The sequence below is a fragment of the Roseivirga echinicomitans genome, from assembly GCF_001592935.1.
In the GTDB taxonomy this organism is placed as follows: domain Bacteria; phylum Bacteroidota; class Bacteroidia; order Cytophagales; family Cyclobacteriaceae; genus Roseivirga; species Roseivirga echinicomitans.
Genome location: NZ_LRDB01000023.1, coordinates 140499 through 164516 on the forward strand (window position 1 = coordinate 140499; position 24018 = coordinate 164516).

Annotated in this window: 22 protein-coding genes and 1 other RNA gene; 11 read left to right on the plus strand and 12 right to left on the minus strand. The window is 40.9% G+C overall.

The window, feature by feature from the left end; all coding sequences use genetic code 11:
- Positions 1-8: 8 nt before the first annotated feature.
- The gene (locus tag AWN68_RS11945; protein ID WP_068415822.1) at positions 9-791 is read right to left on the minus strand and encodes a polyprenol monophosphomannose synthase; all 783 of its coding nucleotides are present in this window, start codon (positions 789-791) and stop codon (positions 9-11) included.
- 116 nt (positions 792-907) lie between these two features.
- On the opposite strand from AWN68_RS11945, the gene AWN68_RS11950 reads away from it, so the two are divergent.
- From AWN68_RS11950 to AWN68_RS11970, 5 genes are all read left to right on the plus strand, one after another.
- The gene (locus tag AWN68_RS11950; RefSeq protein ID WP_245658000.1) at positions 908-1456 is read left to right on the plus strand and encodes a D-glycero-alpha-D-manno-heptose-1,7-bisphosphate 7-phosphatase; all 549 of its coding nucleotides are present in this window, start codon (positions 908-910) and stop codon (positions 1454-1456) included.
- Positions 1457-1563: 107 nt separating this feature from the next.
- Positions 1564-2496 (plus strand): hypothetical protein, encoded by a 933-nt coding sequence (locus tag AWN68_RS11955; protein ID WP_068415825.1) that lies wholly within the window; start codon positions 1564-1566, stop codon positions 2494-2496.
- Positions 2493-3509: a sensor histidine kinase gene (locus tag AWN68_RS11960; protein WP_068415828.1), complete on the plus strand. Its 1017-nt coding sequence runs from the start codon at positions 2493-2495 to the stop codon at positions 3507-3509. The genes AWN68_RS11955 and AWN68_RS11960 overlap by 4 nt, the downstream gene beginning before the upstream one ends.
- Positions 3506-4186, plus strand: coding sequence for a LytR/AlgR family response regulator transcription factor (locus AWN68_RS11965; RefSeq protein ID WP_068415831.1), 681 nt, complete (start codon positions 3506-3508; stop codon positions 4184-4186). Before AWN68_RS11960 ends, AWN68_RS11965 begins: the two co-directional genes overlap by 4 nt.
- A gap of 240 nt (positions 4187-4426) precedes the next feature.
- A complete protein-coding gene (locus AWN68_RS11970) occupies positions 4427-5467 on the plus strand; it encodes a Fic family protein (RefSeq protein WP_245658001.1) in 1041 nt (346 codons plus the stop codon).
- A gap of 286 nt (positions 5468-5753) precedes the next feature.
- Here the strand turns inward: AWN68_RS11970 and AWN68_RS11975 are convergent, their stop codons facing one another.
- The 5 genes from AWN68_RS11975 to AWN68_RS11995 all read right to left on the minus strand — a co-directional run bounded on the left by AWN68_RS11975 (position 5754) and on the right by AWN68_RS11995 (position 15695).
- The gene (locus tag AWN68_RS11975) at positions 5754-6251 is read right to left on the minus strand and encodes a hypothetical protein (protein ID WP_157716192.1); all 498 of its coding nucleotides are present in this window, start codon (positions 6249-6251) and stop codon (positions 5754-5756) included.
- A 58-nt stretch (positions 6252-6309) separates the two neighbouring features.
- Positions 6310-8718, minus strand: a complete 2409-nt coding sequence (locus AWN68_RS11980; RefSeq protein ID WP_068415836.1) for a hypothetical protein — start codon at positions 8716-8718, stop codon at positions 6310-6312.
- A 74-nt stretch (positions 8719-8792) separates the two neighbouring features.
- On the minus strand, positions 8793-12173 hold the full coding sequence (locus AWN68_RS11985; protein ID WP_068415838.1) for a methylmalonyl-CoA mutase family protein: 3381 nt from the start codon (positions 12171-12173) through the stop codon (positions 8793-8795).
- Between the two features lie 138 nt (positions 12174-12311).
- Positions 12312-14498 carry a patatin-like phospholipase family protein gene (locus tag AWN68_RS11990; RefSeq protein ID WP_157716193.1) on the minus strand — a complete coding sequence of 729 codons (2187 nt, stop codon included), beginning with the start codon at positions 14496-14498 and terminating at the stop codon, positions 12312-12314.
- On the minus strand, positions 14499-15695 hold the full coding sequence (locus tag AWN68_RS11995; RefSeq protein WP_245658002.1) for a THUMP domain-containing class I SAM-dependent RNA methyltransferase: 1197 nt from the start codon (positions 15693-15695) through the stop codon (positions 14499-14501).
- Between the two features lie 156 nt (positions 15696-15851).
- Here AWN68_RS11995 and AWN68_RS12000 point away from each other — a divergent pair, with 156 nt between their 5' ends.
- The 3 genes from AWN68_RS12000 to AWN68_RS12010 are packed head-to-tail and all read left to right on the plus strand — an operon-like array spanning position 15852 to position 17394.
- A complete protein-coding gene (locus AWN68_RS12000) occupies positions 15852-16370 on the plus strand; it encodes a DUF4494 domain-containing protein (protein ID WP_068415846.1) in 519 nt (172 codons plus the stop codon).
- Positions 16357-16614, plus strand: a complete 258-nt coding sequence (locus AWN68_RS12005) for a hypothetical protein (RefSeq protein ID WP_068415849.1) — start codon at positions 16357-16359, stop codon at positions 16612-16614. Before AWN68_RS12000 ends, AWN68_RS12005 begins: the two co-directional genes overlap by 14 nt.
- 3 nt (positions 16615-16617) lie before the next feature.
- A complete protein-coding gene (locus tag AWN68_RS12010) occupies positions 16618-17394 on the plus strand; it encodes an SGNH/GDSL hydrolase family protein (RefSeq protein ID WP_068415852.1) in 777 nt (258 codons plus the stop codon).
- Between the two features lie 153 nt (positions 17395-17547).
- Here AWN68_RS12010 and AWN68_RS12015 read toward each other — a convergent pair whose 3' ends face one another.
- From AWN68_RS12015 to ssrA, 4 genes are all read right to left on the minus strand, one after another.
- Entirely contained in the window at positions 17548-18810 is a 1263-nt protein-coding gene (locus AWN68_RS12015) for a replication-associated recombination protein A (protein WP_068416479.1), read from the minus strand.
- A 105-nt stretch (positions 18811-18915) separates the two neighbouring features.
- Positions 18916-19164 carry a hypothetical protein gene (locus tag AWN68_RS12020; protein WP_068415855.1) on the minus strand — a complete coding sequence of 83 codons (249 nt, stop codon included), beginning with the start codon at positions 19162-19164 and terminating at the stop codon, positions 18916-18918.
- 148 nt (positions 19165-19312) lie between these two features.
- Positions 19313-19549 (minus strand): GIY-YIG nuclease family protein, encoded by a 237-nt coding sequence (locus AWN68_RS12025; protein WP_068415858.1) that lies wholly within the window; start codon positions 19547-19549, stop codon positions 19313-19315.
- Between the two features lie 219 nt (positions 19550-19768).
- Positions 19769-20138, minus strand: a transfer-messenger RNA (tmRNA) gene (gene ssrA / locus AWN68_RS12030).
- Positions 20139-20321: 183 nt separating this feature from the next.
- Here ssrA and AWN68_RS12035 point away from each other — a divergent pair.
- Positions 20322-20633 (plus strand): hypothetical protein, encoded by a 312-nt coding sequence (locus AWN68_RS12035; RefSeq protein ID WP_068415860.1) that lies wholly within the window; start codon positions 20322-20324, stop codon positions 20631-20633.
- On the opposite strand, the gene AWN68_RS12040 is transcribed toward AWN68_RS12035, so the two are convergent.
- Positions 20557-21114, minus strand: a complete 558-nt coding sequence (locus tag AWN68_RS12040; protein WP_068415862.1) for an MOSC domain-containing protein — start codon at positions 21112-21114, stop codon at positions 20557-20559. The two genes, AWN68_RS12035 and AWN68_RS12040, sit on opposite strands and share 77 nt — an antisense overlap.
- Positions 21115-21969, minus strand: coding sequence for a sterol desaturase family protein (locus tag AWN68_RS12045; protein WP_068415865.1), 855 nt, complete (start codon positions 21967-21969; stop codon positions 21115-21117).
- A 92-nt stretch (positions 21970-22061) separates the two neighbouring features.
- Between AWN68_RS12045 and AWN68_RS12050 the strand changes: the two genes are divergently transcribed.
- Positions 22062-23486: an amidohydrolase family protein gene (locus AWN68_RS12050; protein WP_068415868.1), complete on the plus strand. Its 1425-nt coding sequence runs from the start codon at positions 22062-22064 to the stop codon at positions 23484-23486.
- A gap of 24 nt (positions 23487-23510) precedes the next feature.
- Positions 23511-23963 carry a DUF1569 domain-containing protein gene (locus AWN68_RS12055; RefSeq protein WP_068415870.1) on the plus strand — a complete coding sequence of 151 codons (453 nt, stop codon included), beginning with the start codon at positions 23511-23513 and terminating at the stop codon, positions 23961-23963.
- The last annotated feature ends 55 nt before the right edge of the window (positions 23964-24018 follow it).

The window sequence follows — 24018 nt, forward strand, 5'->3', positions numbered from 1 at the left end:
AAGAGTGTTTAGGCTTCCTTTTCTGCGTAATTAAACGACTGCTCCAAACCCGTTTCTGTTTCTCTTCTATAAGTTCTGAAAAGACTTCCCACTTTAATTTGCATTACGCCTAAAACGGCCTCTTTAATAATGCCACTCGTCATTTTGGACTTGCCTTTGGTGCGGTCGGTGAAAATGATAGGCACTTCTGTAATGTTAAAACCGTATTTCCATGCCAAGAATTTCATTTCGATTTGGAAGGCATACCCCATAAAGCGGACTTTGTCCAAATCTATGGTTTCGAGCACCGAACGTCTGTAGCATTTAAAACCCGCAGTGGTATCTCTAAAAGGCATTCCTGTTACCATGCGGACATAATAACTGGCGAAAAAAGAAAGCATCACACGGCTCATTGGCCAGTTCACCACATTCACTCCAGTTACATAACGTGACCCAATGGCAACATCGTACCCATTAGTTTTACAAGCATGATATAGATTGTTCAAATCTTTTGGAGGGTGTGAAAAATCGGCATCCATTTCAAAAATGAATTCATATTGGCGGGCCAAAGCCCAACGGAAACCATCAATATATGCGGTACCCAAGCCCAATTTACCTTTTCGTTCTTCCATATGAAGACGCTCAGGATATTCCAGCATTAAGCTTTTGACGATATCGGCCGTGCCATCTGGCGAATTATCATCCACAATAAGCAACTCAAATCCAGAAGGCTGAGAAAGAACAGCGCGGATAATTTCCGAGACATTCTCTTTTTCATTGTAAGTTGGAATAATGACTAGGCTATCTTTCATTTCATGGTTCAAAAAACCTACTCTGAAAGAATAATTCCTCCATAGCAGTTAAATTCATTAGTTTTATCCGTCTGGGAGTTGAGGCCCGTGAACTTAAGAACGGGGAAGTTAATTAAATGTTAATCACAAAAGAAAAGCAAGTGAATAAAATGAGTAAATGTATTTTCATGGATAGGGATGGTGTGTTAAATAAAGAGTTAGGTCGACACATACTAAAGATTGAAGAATTTATAATTCCAGAAGATGTTCCGAATGGCTTAAAACGACTGAAAGATGCTGGCTATAAACTAGTTGTGGTCACCAACCAAAGTGGAATTGCCAGAGAATACTACGATGATAAATTGGTGGACGACTGCCATGATTTACTTCAAGAAGCTTGTGGGAATTTAATTGATCAATTTTATTATGCGCCTCTCGTGGATAGCGTGAGTAAATCTTTAATGCGCAAACCAGATTCTCTTATGCTGGAAAAAGGAATGGCTAAGTTCAATGTGGATCCTGCTCAATCATGGATGGTGGGCGACAAAGAGCGTGATTTGATTCCGGCAAAGAAATTGGGCATCAGAAGAATTCAGTTGATGGCCATGGTAGAAAAAAGTGAGTTGGCCGAAGTGGTGGCCCATACTTTTACCGAAGTAGTGGACGCTATTTTGGCAGAAGCCTGAGTTTTATCGGGTTCATCCTGAGAAATAAGGCGTTCACCGATATTTTTTGGCCGGGTTAGGTTCAAATACCACTTTTGAATCAATCAAAAACTCAAAATATCTAACACATGAAAAAGAAAACTAAAGTATTCGCCACACTCTTACTGCTGTGCTTCTTTTTAAGCTCTTGCGTTTATTCATTGTTCCCTATTTATACAGAGGAGTCATTGGTTTACTTACCTGAGCTAATAGGAAAATGGAAAACAGGAGAAGATCCAGATGATTATATTCTCTTCGAGCGAATTCAACAAAATGAAGAAGAGGATACCGAAGTCAATGATGAATACGAAGAAGCTTCTGTCTACACCGATTCAATTTTTGGAGATGGGTGGAAGATAAAGGTAAACGGGCCAATCGAGATGAGAGTCAATGGTGAACTTGTAACGGACCGTGATTCTATTCAGCGCCATTATGATGCGATAATGCAAGGGATCATGAGCCCTAAAATAAAGCAGGAAACAGAATTAATGTTTGGACGAGGTGATTCGACTGGAAGAGAGACCAAGGTTCAAACTTTTGGGAAAGCAAAACTAGGCGGCTTGGATAAGCTTCTGGAAGGTTCTCAGAAGCTAGCGAAAAATACAGCTTCATATGATGGGAGCTACCAAATTGTACGTGATGAAAGCTATAAAATGGTAGTAGTCGATGATGATGAACGACTAGTATATCAAGCTCACTTAGTCCAAATAGGGAATAATATGTTTTTGGATTTATACCCTCTGCCTGAGTATTCTGATGCTGCCTTTGGAGAAAATATGTTCCCAGTTCACACCTTTATGAAATTGAAGCTGAACGGCAACAAACTCGACCTTACTCAATTTGATTTAAACAAGCTCAATAAATTATTCAAAAGCAACCTGATTCGTTTACGACATGAAAATGTAGATGGCACTATTTTGATAACGGCCCAGCCCAAAGAACTTCAGAAATTTCTAGCCAAATATTCGGAAGATGAAAGTGTATTTGACGATTCTGAAAGCTATACTCGTATAATACAATGAAGGCGCTAAACAAACTTATACGCTTAAAATGGTTACAGCACTCTGTATTTTGGGTGCTGTCCATTTACGCGATTGGTTCTTACTTTTCCATTGCTAGCATCTTCACCTTTATCGATTATTTCTATGCGCTTCTCTTTCATATCCCGCTTTTCTTCTTGGTCTATGTAAACCTGAGGTTCTTAGTGCCGAAGTTCTTGCAGAAGGGGAAATACATTCCATACACGCTCTTAGTCCTTGGGAATATTTTTACTGCTTATCTACTACACGAACTCACCTTTGAGTTTCTATTACCCCTTCTGCCCACCGAGTATTACATGGTTTCCTTTACCGAATGGCAGGTTTTGGTCAATATTTTCATCATTTACCTAGTACTCACCACTTTACTCAAACTGTCCAAATCCTGGTATACTTTGCAGCAGGTAGAAAAGGAAAAGGTAGAACTGGAGTTGAAATCATTGAAAATGCAGATCAATCCACATTTTCTCTTCAATAGTTTGAATAGCATTTACGCCATGGCTTTGTTGAAAAGTGATAAAACTGCGGCTTCGGTTTTGGAACTCTCTAACCTTTTGCGCTACATGATTTACGAAGTGGGCGACAAACGCGTAAGCCTAGAAAAAGAAGTAGAAATTATTCAGGGCTACCTTGGCTTACAGCGCCTACGTTCCGATGCCAGCACCGAAGTCAATTTCCAAATAGAAGGTGACCTTTCAGGGATCATGATTGCTCCACTTTTGTTCTTCCCCCTCATTGAAAACAGTTTTAAACATGGCGTTAAAGGCGTTTCAGATTCGGCTTTTGTGCACATGCATTTAAAGTGCAGCAATGATCAAATCGATTTTAGCATTGTCAACAACAAAGGAGAAATTGATGACATGGAAGCGGGGCAATATGGCGGAATTGGTTTACAAAATGTATCTTCTCGCTTGGCCTTGATTTACCCGAAAAAGCACGAATTTAAAGTAGAAGATGAGCAAGATAAATTCTCTGTCCATTTAACAATTAAGCTATGATTAAATGCCTGATAGTAGACGATGAGCCGCTTTCACGTGATGTGCTGAAAACCTATTGCACCGATCATCCTGATTTGGAAATTGCTGCCCTCTGCAAAGATGCTTTTGAGGCCATGAATGCGCTTGGCAAAGCAAGTGTTGATTTGATTTTTTTGGATGTCAACATGCCTAAATTATCAGGCATCAACTTTTACAAGTCGCTGAACCAAAAACCGATGGTGGTATTTACCACGGCTTATCCTGAGTTTGCGGTAGAAGGTTTTGAACTAGATGCTATCGATTATTTACTAAAACCCTTCTCTTTCGAGCGCTTTGTAAAAGCGGTGAATAAGGTAAAAGAGAAAAGCATCAACCAAGCTGACACGGACGAGAAATACATTCTACTCAAAGCCGACAGGAAAGTATACAAGGTTGATTTCTCTGAAATTCTCTTTTTCGAAGCCCTTGGCGATTATGTAAAAGCGCATTTACAAGACAAAGTGCTCATTGTCACTACTACCTTAAAAAAGCTCATGGAAGAATTACCTTCTTCCGCATTTATACGCACACACAAGTCCTATATCATTGCCAAAAGTAAAATTGAATACTTAGAAGGAAATCAAATTCAACTCCCGCACCACAAAATTCCCATTGGCCAAGCCTACCGCGAAGAAGTATTGAAGAAGCTGGAGGGTTAATAACGAATCTGAGCAAATGTTTACTGTGTTATACGGACAGAGTCCTAAAGCCCATAGTAAGTCACAGGTTCGGAGAACCTGCGACAGTTGAGTTGAGGTTCAAGACAGCAGCAAATCGTATCATAATCGTTTATTTTCGTATCAAACCGTATCACACTCTTGAAGGTTAGATCGTATCATCATCGTATCAAATCGTATCAAATCGTATCATTTTTAAAATAAATCGCTTACCTTTGAAAGGTGAAAACTCAAGTATATACCTTTCAAATCAGTCTAGATTGGCAGTTAATGGCATTAGTTAGTCAGATAGACCGATTTGATGCTTCTTGGTCTTCAATTGAAAAGAAGGAAGGCCAAAGCCTAAAAGAACTAAAGTCCATTGCCACTATTCGTAGCGTTGGCGCATCTACAAGGATTGAAGGATCTAAAATGACAGATGAAGAAGTAGATGTACTCTTGAAAAACATCGACATCTCTAAACTTTCAGATCGAGACTCACAAGAAGTAGCTGGCTATTTTGAAGTATTAGACCTCATTAGCGAAGCTTATAGTGATATACCCATTACTGAAAATAGCATCAAAAACCTCCACAAGACCCTTCTGAAGTACAGTAAAAAAGATGTTTGGCACCGAGGTGATTACAAACAACTCAGCAATGCGGTAGAAGCCAATTTACCTGATGGCACCAAGCAAATTATTTTCAGAACAACGGAGCCTGGCATCCCAACCGAGGAGGCTATGACCGAGCTAATCACATGGTTCAAAAAGGATAAAGAAACTCATCCACTGGTAAAGTGTGCTTTGCTGGCTTATGATTTTGTCAGTATCCACCCCTTTCAGGATGGCAATGGCCGTTTGAGCAGATTACTTTCCACATTGGCCTTAATGAAAAGTGGCTACCAATGGGTACAGTATATAAGTCTAGAGCATGAAATTGAACACCAAAAAAACAAGTACTATCAAACGCTACGCTCTTGTCAGGCACAAAGGCCAGGAGAAGACGCAACGGCTTGGCTGCATTTCTTCTTTCAAGCTTTAATCAAAATACAAACTCAGTTGCTCAATAAACTGGAAAGGCAAGGGGTAATGGCGGAGCTTGCTCCAAAAGAAAAGGCCATACTTACCTTTATTGGGGAGCATCCCGGCTGTAAATCAGGCGAAATTGCCGAAAAACTGGATATCCCTAACCCAACAGTTAAAAGACTCTTAGCCCAAATGGTAAAAGCCAATTTGGTAGAGAAGCATGGCGCTGGGGCTGGGACTAATTACTCTATTCTATAAACACCTGTCAGGTCTAGCTTAAAAGCACACAGTCCCTCAAACGTCATTACGAACGCTTACGCCCTAGCTTCAGCGTTGGCGCAGAAATAAACCTTGCGACAGCAAAGGTTTATGACGTGGCAATCCATCTGTTCTGTACGGCAGACTAACGGTTTCTGAGCAAAGGGTTACGGTATTATACGGACAGAGTCCTAGAAATCATAGTGAGTCACAGGTTCTGCCAAAGGCAGATAAATCGGAGAACCTGCGAGAGTAGCAAAGACAGATAAATCAGAGAGCCCTTTTTCTATTCAAGAGTTACCCTATGCTTTATGACTTGTTCATAAAAATGATGAATCCTGAACATCTGCTCGGCACCCACTTTTTGGCCAGCTTGAGCCACTAAATATAAGCCTATTGCAATGGCGGCCAATATTGGGATGACCCATAAAATAGGGGCTTCCTTTTCAAGCATTATCTGAGAAAGCCCGTATACCCCAGCAAACAAAGAAAGCACCCCAAGCGCAGCATAGGACATAAAGAAAACCGCCCAAACACTTGGCTTTGGTCCGTACAAACCTCTTACCTCTAGACTTCCCTCAGATGTTTCCTCCATAGTGAGCGTAAGCTGTGGCGACCAATAATGCCTTTCTTTAAGACAAATTTTAATCACACAATATTGTTCGGAAACAAGCCCTATGAATTCTTGATTATGATCCATGGCTTCTTTGATACCGTTAATATAGTCCTTAGCGGTTCCTGTTACTGTTTCTTTAAAGCGTGGTCTGATATGAAGGCTTGACATGGCTAGAAAAATAAACATTCACCTGTCAAATACATAACCGCAAACATAAATGTATTTCTTACTTCAACACTTTAATATCGAACTTGAGCGCTCCCATTTGACCATTATCGCCATAAGCGTCTATATGAACATTAAAAATAGATCGGATATCTGAAGTGAAAAATGAGATCTCAGCCTCGCCATTTTCATTGGTGAGGATACTAGGCCTCCAAATCAACGAATTTCGGAAATCGGTAAAAACTCTGTCTTCAGGCACTTTATCATAGTCGGGTTCATAGACTTCTGGCACCTCATAATATCCATTAAAGTAACGGGTAGAGTTTGCTTCTTTAGGGGCTCTATAGGTTTTGAAGACTCCGTTTATAAAGAGTTTTTCACCATCGCGAGGTTCCCTCCCACTTAAATGATTCGTACAGTTGAGGATATTGTACATACAGACATAATCGGTGTTCCTGCCTTCAATTATATTCCGAGCATTACCATGGGCAACACCATATTGATCTTGATGTGATTCGACTACAAAGTCATCTAACCTTCTTACATCATTCTCTACTTGAGGGAGAATATTCCAGTTTTTAGTTGAGGCAAAGATCCTCTTCTGTTGGTCAAGCTTGTCCCAACTCCATTTAACGGTGGCGTCAAATGGTGTATGAAAATTTAAAAGCGCACCTTCAACCTCGTCCACTTTAAAAAATAGCTTCCCTCCTTTTGACCAGTACAACATGCTGTCCGTTAACAACAACTCTCCATTTTTATCCGTGTTTAAAATTGAGGCACCAAACATAGACACCACTTGTATCTTTTGTTGATCGAGTGCTCTAAGTACTTTATTAGTAACCGAATTAGGATTAATTTTTACCGACACCTTTAAGTCCGAATCTGTTAAATTCTCTGATTGAACTCTTGGCCAACGATAAGATCGCCAGCCTTGGGTGAGCATAAGCAAATCCAAATGATCTCTATCGGTTTTTACTTCACCAGAAAAATAGCTTTTAGGGTTATGGATCTGTCCTCTAATTTCATTCGACAAGAAGAAATAAGAAACAATATTATCTTCATCAAAAACGGATTTAAAAACCTCGTCTACCACCGACATTCCAATTACCGTTTGAACAGGTTGGCCCTGATCATTGGTTACTTTTAATTTAAGGTCAATCCTTTCTTTAGTGGTATAATTGGCCTTGTTCAGTTCGTAGGTAATATTCAGCTTTTTTTGATTGTTCACGAAAACCAAACGCTCCGCCAATTTTTGCCCCTCGCTATTCGATAAGCTGACTTTGATAATACCTTTGGGTAGCGACACTGTTGGCACCTTCAAAGGTACTCCGTCACCAGACATAATGATCATTGATTCATAAAACAACTGTCCTCGCTGCTCTATGGAGAATGTCAGAGAATCTCCTTCAAACCCTTCACTTTTCTTAACTGCAATAAGAAGATCATCTTCTGTTTGTTTAGACACATTCAATACAAATCCAGCATCATATACTTTAGGGAAGCTAAAAACTGAGTCGATTTTAGGAGAGATGATGGAGACTGAGTATTGCTTAGAAGGGAGTGGTAAAATGTAAAAGCTGCCCATTCCATTATGGCGTGACTTAAAGGAAGTAACCACACTACCCTTCTCATCTAGAACTATGGCCGAATCAATTTCTACAGGTGCTCCGTTTTTATGAACCGCCTTAAAGGCAATTTGCGTAGAAATTCCTTGAACAAGACTCCCTCCTTCTGGCATTAGATTGAATTGGATCCGCTGTGTATTTGAAGGCAGTGCAACAGGAAGTTCAAATTGCTCCTCGCCCAAATTGGAATCCACATCAATCTTCAATATTAGGTTTTCGAAGGCTTTTAATTTGTTGAAACTGGGCAGAGCAATCCCCAAACTATCGGTAGTGGTTTTAACCCGAGCTAAGCGTTTGTTTTCACTCCATATTTCAGCATTAATTTTGGCTTCCGTTACTAACTCTCCAGATCTTCTTACCACTTTAATTTTTGGTGATAATGCATTTAGCTCGGCCGTTAATACATTATCGAAATTGACATCCACCAATATTGTGGGCGTTATCCTTGATTTAAGGAGGATACTTTTGGTCTTTTTCACCTCATCGGAAAAAGAGTTTCGAGTAAAGGCAAAAAGGCTATACTCTCCTTGCTTCAATGTGTCGGCAAGGAAAAGATGACCTTCTGAAAAACCATTACTGATTTCGAAAATCTCTTTAAAAACAACTTGATTTTCGGCCTTACTCCTTAGCTCTACAAATAAGGAGGAATCAAGACTAGAAGGAAGTAGGCTTTGAGCGTTTAAAACGGTAGCGCTAAACCACAAATCTTCGCCCAATTCGAAAACGGATTTATTGAGTTGAAGATAAATGGACTGTTCATTCGAAGGGGTTTGTGCAGCCAAATCACCCTTGAGGGATACTTGAAGCCCAACAATAAAAAATAAGAGACCGATGAGCTTTTTCAATATTCACATATTAAATAAATAGACACCTTTCAAGTTCTGAAAACCTGAAAAGTGTCTAAAAATACGACCAAAAATTACATATTCCTTCTGTACTGCCCGCCCACTTCGAACAAAGCAGAAGTGATTTGACCGAGTGAACAATACTTACTCGCTTCCATCAATTCTTCAAAGATGTTCTCATTCTGAACCGCTGCTGCCTGAATTTTATTAATTAAATCCTCGGCCTTATTCGCGTTTCCTTTTTGAAGTTCTTCCAACATCTTGATTTGGTATTCCTTTTCTTCAGGCGTTGCACGAATTACTTCCTTCGGTAAAACGGTTGGTGAGCCTTTAGAACTTAAGAAGGTGTTCACCCCAATAATCGGGAATTCACCTGTATGCTTAAGCGTCTCGTAGTAAAGTGATTCTTCTTGAATTTTGCTTCGCTGATACATGGTTTCCATAGCACCCAAAACGCCTCCACGTTCTGTAATTCTATCGAACTCTAAAAGAACAGCTTCCTCAACCAACTCGGTCAGTTCTTCAATAATGAAAGAACCTTGCAGCGGATTTTCATTAGTCGCTAAACCTAATTCTTTATTGATGATCAACTGAATAGCCATTGCCCTACGCACCGACTCTTCGGTTGGGGTCGTAATGGCCTCATCATAAGCATTTGTATGTAAAGAGTTACAGTTATCGTAAATCGCATACAAAGCCTGTAACGTAGTTCTGATATCATTGAAATCGATCTCTTGCGCATGCAACGAACGACCCGAAGTTTGAATATGGTATTTCAGCATTTGCGCTCTGGCATTTGCACCATACTTCTGCTTCATGGCTTTCGCCCAAATTCTTCTGGCTACACGGCCAATCACTGCATATTCAGGATCAATTCCGTTGGAGAAGAAGAAAGAAAGGTTCGGCCCGAACTTATCAATGTCCATTCCACGGCTCAAGTAGTATTCAACGTAAGTGAAGCCATTCGCCAAAGTAAAGGCCAATTGTGAAATCGGATTCGCACCCGCCTCAGCAATATGATACCCCGAAATCGATACAGAATAGAAATTTCTTACATTCTTATCGATGAAATATTGCTGAACATCACCCATCAATCGTAGGGCAAATTCGGTAGAGAAAATACAAGTATTTTGTGCTTGGTCTTCTTTTAGGATATCGGCCTGCACCGTACCGCGCACTACGGAAAGTGTTCTGGTTTTAATCTCTTGGTAAACATCAGCTGGTAAAACCTGATCGCCCGTAACGCCCAAAAGCATCAGTCCTAAACCGTCATTTCCTTCTGGAAGTTCGCCTTGGTATAGCGGACGTACTACGCCTTTCTTCTTATAAATGGCTTTGATTTTTTCTTCAATATCAGCCTCTAAGTCATTCTCTTTAATGTACACTTCACATTGCTGATCAATGGCGGCATTCATAAAGAAACCAAGCAACATTGGCGCAGGACCGTTGATGGTCATTGAAACCGAAGTCGTTGGTGATGATAAATTAAAACCTGAATAGAGTTTCTTGGCATCGTCAAGACAGCAAATACTTACTCCTGAGTTACCAATTTTACCGTGAATATCTGGTCGGTAACCTGGGTCGTTTCCGTAAAGTGTTACTGAATCGAAAGCCGTAGACAGACGAGCTGCTGGCATTCCTAAACTCACATAATGGAAACGTCTGTTGGTTCTTTCTGGCCCGCCTTCACCCGCAAACATACGGGTTGGGTCCTCGCCCTCTCTTTTGAAAGGGTAAATACCAGCAGTATAAGGAAATTCACCCGGTACATTCTCTTGCAGTGACCATCTTAAAATATCTCCCCAACTTCTGAATTTTGGTAAAGATACTTTCGGCACTTGCGTGTGAGAAAGTGACTCGGTATGCGTCTTGATTTTAATTTCTTTGTCACGAACCTTGAAAGAGTAAACCGGATCAGTATAGGTTTTCTTCTTGGCTTCCCACTCTTCAATTAAGATCCAGTTTCTTGGATCTAAATCAAGCTTCACTTGCTCGTAAGTTTCTTGTAACCCTTTGATCAATCGGTCGCGATCGGCAATGGTTGAGTTCTTGAGCGTGGCCATTGAGGTGTGCAAACCGTAAAGTTTATCAGCCACATCGGCTTGATTTAAAGCCCACTCATCATATGAACGATTTGATTCAGAGATCTCAGAAAGGTAACGCGTTCTGCTTGGAGGAATCACGAAGACCTTCTCGGACATCTCATTGGTAATCTCAAAAACAGACTCCAATTTGGCACCCGTTTTCTCCACCACTTTATCCATGATTACTCGGTAAAGCGAGTTCATTCCAGGATCGTTGAACTGCGAAGCGATAGTGCCATGAACAGGCATATCATCTACCTTAGCGGACCATAGTCCGTGGTTACGTTGGAATTGCTTTTTAACATCACGCAGGGCATCTAAAGCTCCGCGCTTATCGAATTTATTGAGGGCAATTACATCGGCAAAATCGAGCATGTCGATTTTTTCCAACTGTGTTGCCGCACCGTACTCTGGCGTCATCACATAAAGAGATACATCAGAGTGGTCTAATATTTCAGTATCGGATTGCCCAATACCAGAAGTTTCTAAAATAATCAGGTCGTATTGAGCGGCTTTCAAAATTTGAACCGCTTCTCTCACGTGTTTCGAAAGTGCCAAATTGGATTGACGGGTAGCCAATGAACGCATGTAAACGCGTGAATTATTAATGGAATTCATTCGAATTCTATCTCCCAAAAGTGCTCCACCCGTTTTTCTTTTCGAAGGGTCAACCGACACAATGGCGATAGTTTTATCTTCAAAGTCCATCAAGAACCTGCGCACCAGTTCATCTACCAAAGATGATTTTCCAGAACCCCCAGTTCCTGTAATCCCAAGAATAGGAGTTTCTACCTTGTCGGCCATGGCATGCACCTTGTCCATTTCGCCTTTTGATTCTTCAGGGAAGTTTTCCGCAGCAGAAATCAATCGAGCAATCGCCTTTGTGTTTTTCTCAACAATGTGATCTACTTCATCAGTCAAGTTTTCTCCCGTTGGAAAATCGCATTGCTGCACCATATCGTTGATCATGCCTTGCAAGCCCATTTTACGACCATCATCTGGTGCATAAATTCGGGTAATGCCATAGTCCATTAGTTCTTTAATTTCTTCAGGCAGAATTACACCACCTCCACCACCAAAAATCTTGATGTGACCAGCGCCTTTTTCCATCAGCAAATCACGCATGTATTTGAAATACTCTACGTGCCCACCTTGATAAGAAGTCATTGCAATGGCTTGCGCATCTTCTTGAATGGCAGTATTCACTACCTCATCTACACTTCTATCATGCCCCAAATGGATCACTTCGCAGCCAGTAGCCTGGATGATTCTCCGCATAATGTTAATCGCGGCATCGTGGCCATCAAAAAGGGAGGCGGCTGTGACTAATCTTACTTTATTTTTGGGTTTGTATGGTACTACTTCTTGCATAAAATGGTGTTCTAAGCTATTGGATTGCGAATTTAAGCAAAAGCAGTGAGTTTCCTAACAGTTGTTAGGAGGAATGGAGAGTTGTGTCTTTGCAAATGAAATGATAGAGTAAAATATCTATCAGAGGCTAAAATGGAGTTACTTCTCCAGTTCTCTCAATGCCTTTTGGTTGATGTCATCCTTAATGCCATCCAGAATATTAAGAATTTCACGGTCTGTTAATCGCCAACTCAAAGAAGCACGGTTCGACTTCTGATTTTGATATTCAAATTCGACACGTCTTAAATGGCTTCCATAATCGGCAGAAATCATATCGAAGCGCTGCTCATTTTTTATCGTCTGAATTTGATCCCAGCTTCTCACGGCACCTTGAATAGGCGAAATAAACTTCTGAATTAAGTTCTTCGAATGATCTTCCTCCACTGGCGGCTCTTTACTCGAATCTCGTATCGTAATGATCACAACTTCCGAAGTATTCTCTTTGATCCAGTCCTTAAACACATGTAAAAAAGTGGTGGCATCTGAAATGCCGTAATTGTCTGAAATTCCAGCATCAGCAATACTCATTTTAGGAGTAGTCGGCAGCGAAATAGAAGGGGAAAAATACGGAAATGTAGCACTCATTCTCAGAGCTGTTAAAAATCTTAGGCTATCAGGTTGATGTTGGGCCAAAAGCAAATTAAAATCTACTCCTTGAATTTTTGAATGATCCTTGTTAGCGCCAGTGTTAAAAAAGGCAGTTGGGTGAGGAGAAATATATAGTTTTCGTCCATCGTTGGTAATGGTAGAGCCTACAATCAGCAAAGGAATTTCAGCATTGAACTCGGGTGCCCTATAGGTTGAAATTGGGTTATCCAATAAGCCATGAAGGTTAGACTTTAGACGTTGTTCAAACTCATAGCCTCTTTCTTTTTTATACTTGAAGCCACCATATTCAAAGCTCCTAAATTTCACAAACAGATCGTTGACCAGCAGGGTGAAAATTACAGGATTGAGCACATCCTTACTAATATCACCCAAATGCTCATGTGCTTGCGGGTCTAATTTTTTCCATGCCAGTTCTCGGTAAAAAGCTGCTCCAAATAAGCCTCCTGATGCGCCAGTAATCATAAAGGTGCTGTTCATTAAGTCCCCTTTAAAAACCGAATCTGCATGTTGTAAAACATTTGTAGTCCATAAAGCAGAACGTTGACCTCCCCCACTTACAGCAACTAAAACCATTCTAGGTTTATCTTCCTTGAACTTCACCTTCCAGTTTTCAAGCATCTCTAACATGTATGCTTTAGAGGCTTCTACATTTTCTTCTGAAGTATATTCTTGAAGGTTTTCTAACTTATATTCTGCCGGAGTGCTTTCGTAATTCAGGCCATAAGCCGGATACTGATAAGTAAGAAAATCCGTAGCAAAAACCATATTCAGTAGAATGAATACGCCCACTATTCCACTGATAATCCATGACCTAAACCAGAAGCTTAAAGCACCTGTCAGCATTACAATCATGGTGAGTAATAAAGTACCAGAGGCAGCCGCAGGGATTTGAAAGATAGCTACGTCCTGAAAAAGCCCCAAGCTAAAAATAATCACGAGTACCAATGACTCTATAATAATCGCATTTCGCTGATTCTGAAGAAAGACCCTCAAAATTGCCATCCTATCATAATACTCCTCGAAACGTCTGGTAGAGTAAACTTTGAAATTGAGACTCAAATAATAATCCACCTTCACTCTGCTTCTTTTCAGAGATTGTAATTTTCTAAAAGCCTTTAGCTTTTGGCTGTTCGTTCTTTTTAATTTCAGCTGTTGATTAATGCCCAATACCTTAAAAATATCCCGATTGGTTTTAAAGAAATAGGCAAACAGGAAGACCAAAAAGGCGATACAACCAATCAACACACCAGCTACTTTAATGGCAGTTTCTTGGCTAGCTCCTTCTCCTGCATCCTGTTGAAACTGGATGATTTTGAGCACATAAAACACCAAAAAGCTAAAAGGAATTATCGAGTTATTGATGCAAAAATGAGCCAATGGCTTGGGTAAAGTACCCAAAAAAGGAAACCTAAAACCATCAAGAATGTAGCTGGTAATATTAAAGGCCATGCCAAAACCTGCCACGGCAATCCCCATTATAAAGAAGCCCCAAATAGAAACTTCATCTAAATAAACAGGATCTAAAAACAGATAAGGTATCCCTAAATTCTCACCAAAACTGCCTCCTACAACCGAAAACAAAATGAACCAGTACACCAATAAAAATTGGTTGTATTTAATATGTACAACGATCAGTTGCACAGGAAAACTGGACCATATTTTCTTTAATAACTTCAATTAGCTTTCTCTACGGGTTCCAGCATATAACTCATATTCCAACAAACGAGAGTCAATTTTCGCATTATAAAATTCAACCCTTCTTTTGGCACGTAAACCAATTGTTTTGGCCAAGTCCAAATTCCCTGTAAACACATACCCCATGTATCCTTTACACTGCTGCTTGAAAAAATCACCAATGGCAGAATAGATTTCTTCCAAATCCTTATCGGCTCCAAGTCGCTCACCGTATTCTGGATTGAACATGACCACACCGGTTTCCTCAGGAATTTCTGTTTCTCTAAAATCACAAACCTGAAAATCGATCAAGTGATAAACACCTGCGGTTCTAGCATTCATTTTCGCAGAAGTAATCGCGCCACCGTTGATGTCTGATGCGATAATTCTAAAGTCGAGTTGTTTTTTTTGTTGCAGCTGTGCTAGCCGTATATAGCCTTGCCATGATTCTTCACTGTATCCATTAATGTGCATAAAACCGAAGTTTTCACGAAACAAGCCTGGAGCAGTGTTGGTCGCGATCAAGGCTGCTTCAATGGCCAAAGTACCACTTCCGCACATTGGATTTACAAATGTGCTTTTTTTGTCCCAATTACTGGCAATGATGGCTGAGGCCGCCAAAGACTCAATCATTGGTGCTTTGCCTGGTATTTTTCTGTAACCATGCTTAGCAATGGTTTCCCCAGAAGTATCGAAATAAACACGTACTTTTTCGTCCCTCCAGTACAAATGAATGACAGTGCCATCTCTATCGGAACCTGAATCGGGGCGTTTGCCTGTTTTTTTCACAAATCGATCAGCAATTGCGTCTTTAGCTCTGAGGTTGGCGAAACGGTCATCGGTAATGGTGTCGTTACGCACGTAAGAGGTGATCGAGAAATAATCATCTATATCGAAATAATCTTCCCACGGAATCTTGGATAACTCTTTATACAATTCATCCGCATTAACGGCCCTGAATCTTTTGATTTGAAAAAGCACACGTCCCGCTGTTCGCAAAAACATATTCAGCTTTAAGCAATCATCCATAAAACCGTTTACTTCAACTTCGGTGATGCCCTGACTTTCCACCTTAAAACCCAAAGCCTCAATCTCTTGAGCAAGCCAAGGGCTTTGTTTTGGAAAACAAGTAACAACAATCTGACTGGGGTAAGGGAATACTTGGCTCATATTGGCGTGAAGTACCGAAATTTTTAACAAATTATTCGACTTCGAGAAGATAGCTGATATAAAACTTATAAACCAGTAATAATTCTGGAGGAATGTCAGGTAAGTTTCTTCGATAGAAATTTCAAATCTCTACTGTTTTCATCAATATCAATTGTATTTTTGACCCCTCATTTAAAGAATGGAACTATGAAAACTTGGTTTACCTGTAAGGTGAAATATATGAAGGAAGACGAACAAGGTCGCACTAAAAGTGTGAGCGAAACGTATTTGGCCGATGCCCTTTCTTTTACCGAAGCTGAAGCTAAAATCTACGAAGAGATTGGCCAACGTGTAATGGGTGAATTTCAGGTTACTGGTATTGCAAAAAGCAGAGTTACCGATGTTTTTGAATACCCAGATGCCGACACTTTCTTCAATTGTAAAGTAGTATACATGGCAGCTGATGCAGATTCTGGCAAGGAAAAGAAGATTGCCAACTTAATGATGGTGACCGCCAGCGATGTAAAGCAGGCTTACGAACGTATTCGTGAAAGCTTGAATAATATGTTGGTTACTTTCACAATACCTGAAGTGAAGGAATCTCCAGTTTTGGAAATTTTCCATCATTCGGCTGAGCAAAAAGTGCCAGAAGGCTTTAAGCCTATTGCTGAAGTTCAGGGTTCACCAGAAGATGAAGACGAAGAAGATGAAGATGAAGAAATTTGATCAAGTAAATCCAGCTGCATTCGAATGCCTGAGAGCTAAGTTGAAAAGTCAGGGCATTGAGCTTCAAGGCATCAGTGGTTACCTGTCTAAAAATGGTATTTCGCTCGATTTCGATTATTCAGAAGCGGAAGAAAGTCTTTCTATCTCAAACTTAGAAGTGGGTTTTCCTGCCTCTATGATTGGAATGAACAAAGACAAAATTCTGGACATTTTGGATAAAGCGATTTCTGAATGTAGAGGATAAAGCATGAACGTTAAGTACATTTTTGGCGCACTGATTACCATTCCCCTGTTGCCAATAATGTACTTTCAAGGCAAAAGAATTCGCTCCAGCGTGCCTTCTTTACCCGAAGCAAAAGGTACTGAAGGAACTATATCATCATTCCCTTCTTCCAAAGCACTTGAGATTATCACACTAGGCGAAAGCACCATTGCTGGTGTGGGTGTGGCTACGCACGAAGAAGGCTTTACAGGAACTTTTGCTAATCACTTGGCCAACAAACTCAGCACAAATATCAGCTGGAAGGTTTATGCAAAAAGTGGTTATACCGCGAAACAGGTCACCGAAAAGTTGATTCCTGGCATCAAAGAAACTGAAGCCGACCTTTTTGTGATAGGGCTTGGCGCAAACGACTCATTCACTTTCAATAGCCCCAAACAATGGGGGAAAGATGTTGACGCTTTGATTATCGCTTTGAGGGGAAAGTTTGGAAACACTCCGATTCTTTTCACAAGCATGCCCCCGATTAAGCTCTTCCCTGCTTTTACCAGCCTAATTAAGTTTTCAATGGGGAACTTGGTTGAAATGCTGGGGGAAACACTTGAGCAGACGATTACCAAACATGACAATGTTTTTTACGATGCTCAGAAAATCAGTTTTGAAAATTGGATCGATAAAATAGATCCTTCCACCAATAGCTCAGACTTCTTTAGCGATGGTGTTCATCCTTCCAAACTTACCTATCAAGTTTGGGCAAAGGAAACTGCTAATTATGTAGTTCAGAATTCGCTGATCAAGGCTTAGTTTCTACTATATTCTGAGAAAACCCTCCAAAAGTTGATGTTCCTAGATCAACAGGAGTTAACCGCTCCTTTCAATGAATAAAAGAGAATTTTAGGAGGGTTCCGACCATTACTGGAGGATGCTAAAGTCTAATATCTAGGTACTCAATACTATTTAATACCCATACTTTTCTTTCCACATGGCTTGCAGACGTTTGCGCATTTCTTCTTCGCGTGGGTTTTTACCCGGATCGTAGAGTTTGGTTCCTTTGATTTCCGCAGGCAAAAATTCTTGATTTACAAAGTTACCGGAGAAGTCATGCGAGTATTTGTAGCCTTTGCCATAACCCTCTTCCTTCATCAATTTAGTTGGCGCATTACGAATGGGCAATGGCACTTGTAAATCGCCAGTTTGACGCACCAAAGCTTGGGCTTGGTTGATGGCCATGTAGGCCGCATTACTTTTAGCGGAAGCCGCCAAATAAGTAACGCATTGTGACAAAACAATTCTACCTTCAGGATAACCGATCATACTCACGGCCTGAAATGCTGTGGTGGCAATGACCAAAGCAGTAGGGTTTGCGTTCCCAATATCTTCGGAAGCCAATATGACCAACCTGCGAGCAATAAACTTGATGTCTTCACCGCCTTCGATCATTCTTGCTAAATAATACACCGCAGCGTTGGGGTCGCTACCGCGAATGGATTTGATAAAAGCCGAAATGATATCGTAATGCTGTTCGCCTGATTTATCGTAAATGGCCACCCGCTGTTGCGCAATGTCAATCACTTTATCGTCTGTGATTTCTACTTCTTGGTCGCCAAGGTTTTCCACCACCAAATCGAGTAAATTGAGCAGTTTTCTGGCATCTCCCCCCGAAATACTAAATAGCGCTTGGGTTTCCTTTAAATGAATCGTTTTCTGACTTAATATCTTATCCTTCTGAATGGCGCTTTCTACCAACCGAAGTAAGTCTTCTGTAGAAAGCCCTTTGAGCGTGTACACTTGCGATCGCGACAAAAGTGCTGAATTGACTTCGAAAGAAGGGTTTTCTGTGGTGGCACCGATCAAAGTAACATCTCCTTTTTCCACCGCACCCAAAAGGGCATCTTGCTGCGACTTATTAAAGCGATGAATTTCGTCAATAAAAAGAATGGTGTTCGATTGAAATTTAGCCCTTTGAATTACCTCTCTGATTTCTTTTACCCCTGCGCTTATTGCACTCAGGGATATAAAAGGGGCTTTTACGGTATTGGCTATAATATTGGCAATGGTGGTTTTACCCACGCCCGGAGGTCCCCAAAGAATCATGGATGGAATTCCGCCCGACTCAATAGCCCTGCGCAAAACTCCGTTTTTTCCAACCAAATGCTCTTGACCAATCAGGTCGTCTAAGGTTTGGGGACGGATGCGTTCGGCAAGGGGTTTTTGAGACATTTCCATGCAACGAAATTAGGAAGGTTAAGTGAGAAGAACAGAGATAACTCTCCAAATTTGTACAACAATTTTCAGCCTTGTAAAATGTCAAATTGAAGAAAGGAATTAGAACCTCCGCTCCCACTGGCTGGCGTTCTGTTTTCTTTTGAGTTCGCCCGAGTCAATCATTTCTTGAAGGCGAGGCAAACGTTCGGCATTTCTAGAAGTCATATGCCAGTAACCGCAGTCACGACATTCATACACATTCTGCGGCCCTTGGTGTTCTGCAAAGCCTTTGTAAATATGCTGATCGATCAGGGCATCTTCGGCCAAGTGCTGAGAATCGTATTGAATTTTACCTGAGGAGCAACGCATAGGACAAAGATACTGAAGAGGAGTTAATCAAGACATTAATATAAAGTAGTTTTCTTTCCGACAAGAATGAAAGTCGCTACTACACTTTTTATCAAAACAGGTTGAAGGCAATTAATTATTCGTTTGGGGAGACGCCTTGAAAGCCACTTCAAATAAACCTTTTATACATAAAGGCTCTTCCGCTTCCCGATTTCAAGTACTTCTCGAAAGCAAAGGCCTTATATTTGTCCGGAAAATTAATGCTGAGTACTACCTCAAAAGGCAATCTTGATTTCGTGTAGCTCACTTCTCCTTTATTGTGCCTTTTTAATCGTTCTTCAAGACTACCAGTACAGCCCACATAATGAGAACCATCAGAACATTTAAGGATGTAAACGGTGTGCATGAATGAAATTTCTTACCATTCAAGATAAATAGATTAGAGAGTATTTACAATCAAGAAAAGTGAATTTAAATACCGTAAGGAGCCCGCCTACGCTAGAGCTTCGGTGGATAAAACCGTGGAGTGTCTCCACCGAAGCCCGCAAGTACTGAGGCCTCGAAACAACAGGTGTTGGTTAAAAAAATAAAGCCCGCCTTCGCTCTAAAGAGCTATGGCGGGCGAAGGTGGAGCCGGAGGGGTTCGAACCCTCGTCCAGATAAGGAACACGAAGCGCCTTCTACATGCTTATTCGCTGATTATTTTTCGAGTCTAGCAAGGTCAGCAACCAACCTAATCTACACCTTATCCGCAATTGGTCTTACCGCTTCTATCACGACACCTAGAAACGGCCAGTTCTGCGTGTGATGCCTCGATTTCCCACCCGGCAGAACAGAGGGTGAGAGAGACACATTGCTACTAATTCTTAATTAGGCAGCAAGGGCAAATTGTCTTTCGCCAATTATAAATGTGAAAGTTTTATTTAAGGGAAATACTCACAACTCCCTGCATGCTTACACTTGAATTACACCTACTGTCAATTCCAGTCGGCCCCATGTAATAAGAAAAGGCCGTTTGCCTTCCTGTTTAGTCTGCGAAAGTACGGTCTTTTCTACAGCTTCTAAACATCTTCAACAAAAGAATGTTGCTAGAAAGTTTCAAAACCACACTTATATCTATTCTTTAAAACCCTATGCCGTCCAAAAGGTTATGTAAGAACAAATTTAAAAAATGAATTATGAAAACTAACGATAGAACACTTTCGCAGGTATTGGCAGAATTGAACGAAAAAGGCTTTAAGGAGCAATTTACAGCCAAAGAAAAGAGTATTGTGGCGACAGCCAGCAAGAAAGAATACACCCCTTACCAGCTAAAAATTGTAGATACTTTCCGTTTTGATGGCATGACCAACCCTGGTGATGAGGAAGAGATTTTTGTGATCGAAGCCAATGATGGCACCAGAGGCACCTTAATTATGGCAGGAGGCCCTGATCAGTCGCAGAATGTGGATTTGGTGAAGGAGATTCCTGAGGCTGCTCCATTGGACTAAGCTTGTCATCAAGAGAAATGAGACCAGAGGTTAAGATTCTGGCGGTTATTCCTCCATGCCCACGCATGGCGTTATAGCCGCCATTACCCAAATTTTCTTCCATTCTGGAACAAGGGTGACAATCGCCAGTATGTTCTAACACCGCATTCCCGATTCGGAACTTCTTCCCTTTTAAGGATTGAAGATTAATGCCCTCCACTACAATATTCCTTCTCAATAATAAAGGATCAATTTCAGCTTGCCCAACCATAGAAGCTACAGCCTTTATATGCTCAGCTTGAATCAGGGTCACTTGCCGCTTCCCTCCTTTCGATGCATAATGATCTCCTTCTAAACCGATTCCTTCAATGGCATTAACTTCCTGCACAGCCTGAGGTAGTTCTCCTCTTTCGGGACGGATGGAAATAAAAACCACCTTGCCAGCCTGTGAAAACTGAGTGGTTAAATAAGGAATGGTTTTTTGTTCTAGTGAAAGCCTCATCTATTTCTTCGGAACAAGGTTTTGAACTTGTGCTTCTTCTGGAACCCTATAAGGTTGAAATGGAATTTTGAGCAAGTTGGCCATATCGTTATTTTCTTTGGGGTCCATGTGAGTATCAATGCCATAAATCAACTCTTTTGTATCTTCCACTTGAGCGAAAGTACCAAAAATACGATCCCAAATGGAAAAGATATTTCCATAATTGGTATCAGTTAAGGGTTGCGTATAATGATGATGTACTTTATGCATTAATGGCGTAACAAATAACCAAGAAAGGGCTCTATCTACTGATTTCGGCATACGGATGTTTGCATGAGTGATATGTGCAAAAAGCACAGAAAGACTTTGATACACCATAATGAGCCACATGGGTGCACCCACAATAATTACCGCCAAGATGGTAAATGCAATTCTAAAAATGGTTTCTCCCGGGTGATGCCGCAAACCCGTAGTAACGTCCACCGTGGTATCGCTATGGTGTACTAAATGAAATTTCCACATCCATTTCACCTTGTGCTCGGTAAAATGCACCAGATAAGCGCCAATGAAATCAAGCAATAAGACACCAACAATCAATTGCCCCCAAAGTGGTAAATCAACGACATACAACAGTCCAAACTGATTATTGGCCACCAGATCTGAGGCAGTCAAAAGCACCCCAGCCAAACCAAAGCCAATAACGGCAGTAGTTAAGGTGAAAAAAAGGTTAAGCCCTGCATGTCTCACTTTTTTATACTGGAAAGTAAAGAGCGGAAGTGTGCCTTCGACAATCCAAAAAACCACCACTCCGCCAATTAAAATCCCCGCCCGAAACTCTGTGGGGATATTATCAAAGAAATTTACCAAACTTTCCATCTTACAATTTATTCTGCTTGCCTAACATATGCAACGTTCGAGCTTAATTTAGAAAGCATAATTCTTTAACTTTCAATACTCAAATCAATACTATGTCTTTTAAAACCTCAGTCCTCGTTCTGCTCCTTTTCCTTTCTACTCAAATTCTAAATGCCCAAGAATTCTCAAGGGCAGTTCGCCCTTATCTGGCTGTGCAGGAAGATATTGTTGCCCTTACGCATGCTAAAACCATTGACGGCACTGGCGCAGACATCAAAACGAATCAAACATTGATTTTCCAAAATGGAATTATCACCGCCATGGGAAATACTGGTGATGTGACCATCCCTGCTAGCGCGAAGGTGATTGACTGCACAGGCAAAACGATAATGCCTGGGATGGTGATGCTCCACGAACATATTTTCTACCCAAAACCTTTCGATGGTATTTTTAGCGTTTCGCAAATGACATTTACTTTTCCGCGCCTATATTTGGCCGGAGGTGTAACCACCATCCGTACTGCGGGAAGCATTGAACCGCAGACTGATTTGAACATTAGAAAATGGATTGAACAGGGAAGAATGTTAGGACCAAAAATGGACTTAACAAGTCCTTTTATTGAAAGAGAAGGCACATCAGTACCTGAGGTAGGTGTTATTAAAAGTTCAGATGAAGCAGCTGAAATGGTAAATTTTTGGGCAGACCGAGGCATCAATTCCTTTAAGGTGTATCAGAACATTACAAAAGAAGACCTCAAAAGCGTAGTAAACGCTGCACATGCCAAAGGCAAAAAAGTAACTGGCCATATCTGTTCTGTCACTTATCGCGAAGCAGCCGAAATCGGCATTGACAACCTTGAACATGGGTTCTTCCAAAGCTCCGACTTTGTAGGCGACAAGGTGGATGACTTCTGCCCTGCTTTTAAACGCGGACAAGCATTGCGCGCCTTGCCAGTAGACGCTCCCGAAATGAAAGAGCTAATGGAGTTTCTGATCGAAAAAGACGTTGCGGTAACTTCAACACTTACCGTTTTTGAGCCTTATACCGATAGAGAAGTAGTTTTGGGTGGTGGTTTAGAAGCCATGAGTCCAGAAATTCGCGAAAGCCTTGTAACCAGCCATAAGCGTCAGCAAGGAAGAGATTCAACTTCAATTGTTGACTTTAAAAAGCAAATGGCTTGGGAAAGAATGTTTTACGAAATGGGCGGAAAGCTATTGGCAGGAACAGATCCTACTGGAGCAGGCAGAACCATTGCAGGTTACGCCAATCAGCGCATGATCGAGCTTTTTATTGAAGCGGGCTTTTCGTTGACTGAAGCAATAAAAATATCCACTTTGGATGGTGCTAAATTTTTAGAACGTTCTGATAAAGTGGGTTCACTAGAAGTAGGAAAACAAGCAGATATCCTTATCATCAATGGTGACTTAGAGGCAGACGTAAGTAATATCCGAAAAATGGAAATTGTTTTTAAAGATGGTGTCGGCTTTAACTCCCCTGCCATTTTCAAATCAATGAACGGCAAAGTAGGTATGTATTAGATTTCAATTTTTATAGACACAACCATGAAGAACATTTTTAAGTCAGAAGTAACTCAAGAGGTCATTGACAGAATCAACAAACTCACACCAGAAAACCAACCAGTTTGGGGCAAAATGAATGTGGGTCAAATGTTGGCACATTGCAGTGTTACTTACGAAATGATTTATGACGGCACACATCAACCACCAAAAGGCATGATGAAATTGATGTTAAAGTTTTTTGTGAAGGGAATGGTAACTGGCGAAAAACCTTACAAGAAAAATTTAAGAACAGCACCTCAATTCTTAATGACCACCGAAAAAGACTTTGAAACAGAGAAAAAAAGGCTGATTGACTACCTCACAAAAACGCAAGAACTTGGAGAAGCTCATTTCGACAATAAAGAATCGCTTTCCTTTGGGCGCTTAAATATCAGGGAATGGAACAATATGTTTTATAAACATTTAGATCATCATTTAAACCAATTTGGCGTCTGACCTCTCGCCAAACATTGTCTTTCACATAACCTGTCTGCAAATTCGGGTTAATCAT